1 protein-coding gene is annotated in these 1,776 nt (G+C 49.8%); it reads right to left on the bottom strand.

From position 1 onward, the window contains the following. Window positions 1-1,776 (bottom strand): hypothetical protein (locus tag MLE17_RS18830; RefSeq protein ID WP_243350312.1); only part of this gene is annotated, 1,776 nt, incomplete at both ends.

Raw genomic sequence — 1,776 nt, forward strand, 5'->3', positions numbered from 1 at the left:
CATAAGTCATACTGCCGTCACAACTGATCAGACTTGGTTCGGTTACTGTTGGAGTCAGGATATTTCCACAAGCGTCCTTGATTTCCGGAGCGGTCGGACGAACGGCGTCTGCCGGACAATTGACGGTATCAGAACCGTTGGCTGGCAACGTAAAGTCCGGTTGAGCAATCGTATAGACATAGTTCCAGTCGTGGCTGTGACCACTGCAATCTTTGTACGTAAAGACGTAGGTCATACTGCCGTCACAACTGATCAGACTTGGTTCGGTTACTGTTGGAGTCAGGATATTTCCACAAGCGTCCTTGATTTCCGGAGCGGTCGGACGAACGGCGTCTGCCGGACAATTGACGGTATCAGAACCGTTGGCTGGCAACGTAAAGTCCGGTTGAGCAATCGTATAGACATAGTTCCAGTCGTGGCTGTGACCACTGCAATCTTTGTACGTAAAGACGTAGGTCATATTGCCGTCACAAGTAAGCGGGCTTGGAGTGCTTGTCAGCGTCGGAACAATAGCATTGCCGCAATTATCTGTTACCGTTGGTGCAGTTGGTTTTACTGCATCTGCAGGACAATTAACCGTACTGCCTCCATCTGCCGGAACATTGAAGTCCGGTTGTGCAATTGTATAAACATAGCTCCAGTCGTGGATGTGACCGCTGCAATCTTTGTAGGTAAAGACATAAGTCATATTGCCTTCGCAGCTGATTAGCGTTGGTTCGGTTATGGTTGGGGTCAGGATATTTCCACAAGCGTCTTTCACTACAGGAGCTGTCGGACGAACGGCATCTGCCGGACAATTGACGGTGGAATCTCCACTGGCCGGTAACGTGAAGTCCGGTTGAGCTATCGTGTAAACGTATTTCCAGTCGTGAGTGTGACCTGAACAGTCATTATAGGTAAAGACGTAAGTCATATTGCCGTCGCAGCTGACCAGACTTGGTTCGGTAATGGTTGGTGTAAGTATATTACCACAAGCATCTTTGACTACAGGTGCGGTCGGACGAACGGCGTCTGCCGGACAATTAACCGTATCAGAACCGTTGGCTGGCAACATAAAGTCCGGTTGAGCAATCGTGTAAACGTATTTCCAGTCGTGAGTGTGACCTGAACAGTCATTATAGGTAAAGACGTAAGTCATATTGCCGTCGCAGCTGACCAGACTTGGTTCGGTAATGGTTGGTACTAAAATATTTCCACAAGCATCCTTGACTACCGGTGCGGTCGGTTGGACTGCATCTGCCGGACAATTGACGGTATCAGAAACGTTGGCTGGTAACGTGAAGTCCGGTTGAGCAATTGTATAGACATAGCTCCAGTCGTGGCTGTGACCGCTGCAATCCTGGTACGTAAAGACATAAGTCATACTGCCGTCGCAACTGATCAGACTTGGTTCGGTGACGATTGGGGTCAGGATATTTCCACAAGCATCTTTCACTACAGGTGCGGTCGGACGAACGGCGTCTGCCGGACAATTGACGGTGGAATCTCCATTGGCCGGCAACGTGAAGTCCGGTTGGGCTATTGTATAAACATAGCTCCAGGCGTGGATGTGACCGCTGCAATCTTTGTAGGTAAAGACATAAGTCATACTGCCGTCGCAGCTGATCAGACTTGGTTCGCTTACGGTTGGGATCAGGATATTGTCACATGCGTCCTTGATTTCCGGAGCGGTCGGACGAACGGCGTCTGCCGGACAATTGACGGTATCAGAACCGTTGGCTGGCAACGTAAAGTCCGGTTGAGCAATCGTATAGACATAGTTCCAGTCGTGGCTGT

Source organism: Parabacteroides sp. FAFU027 (genome assembly GCF_022808675.1).
Taxonomy (GTDB): domain Bacteria; phylum Bacteroidota; class Bacteroidia; order Bacteroidales; family UBA7332; genus CAXXIC01.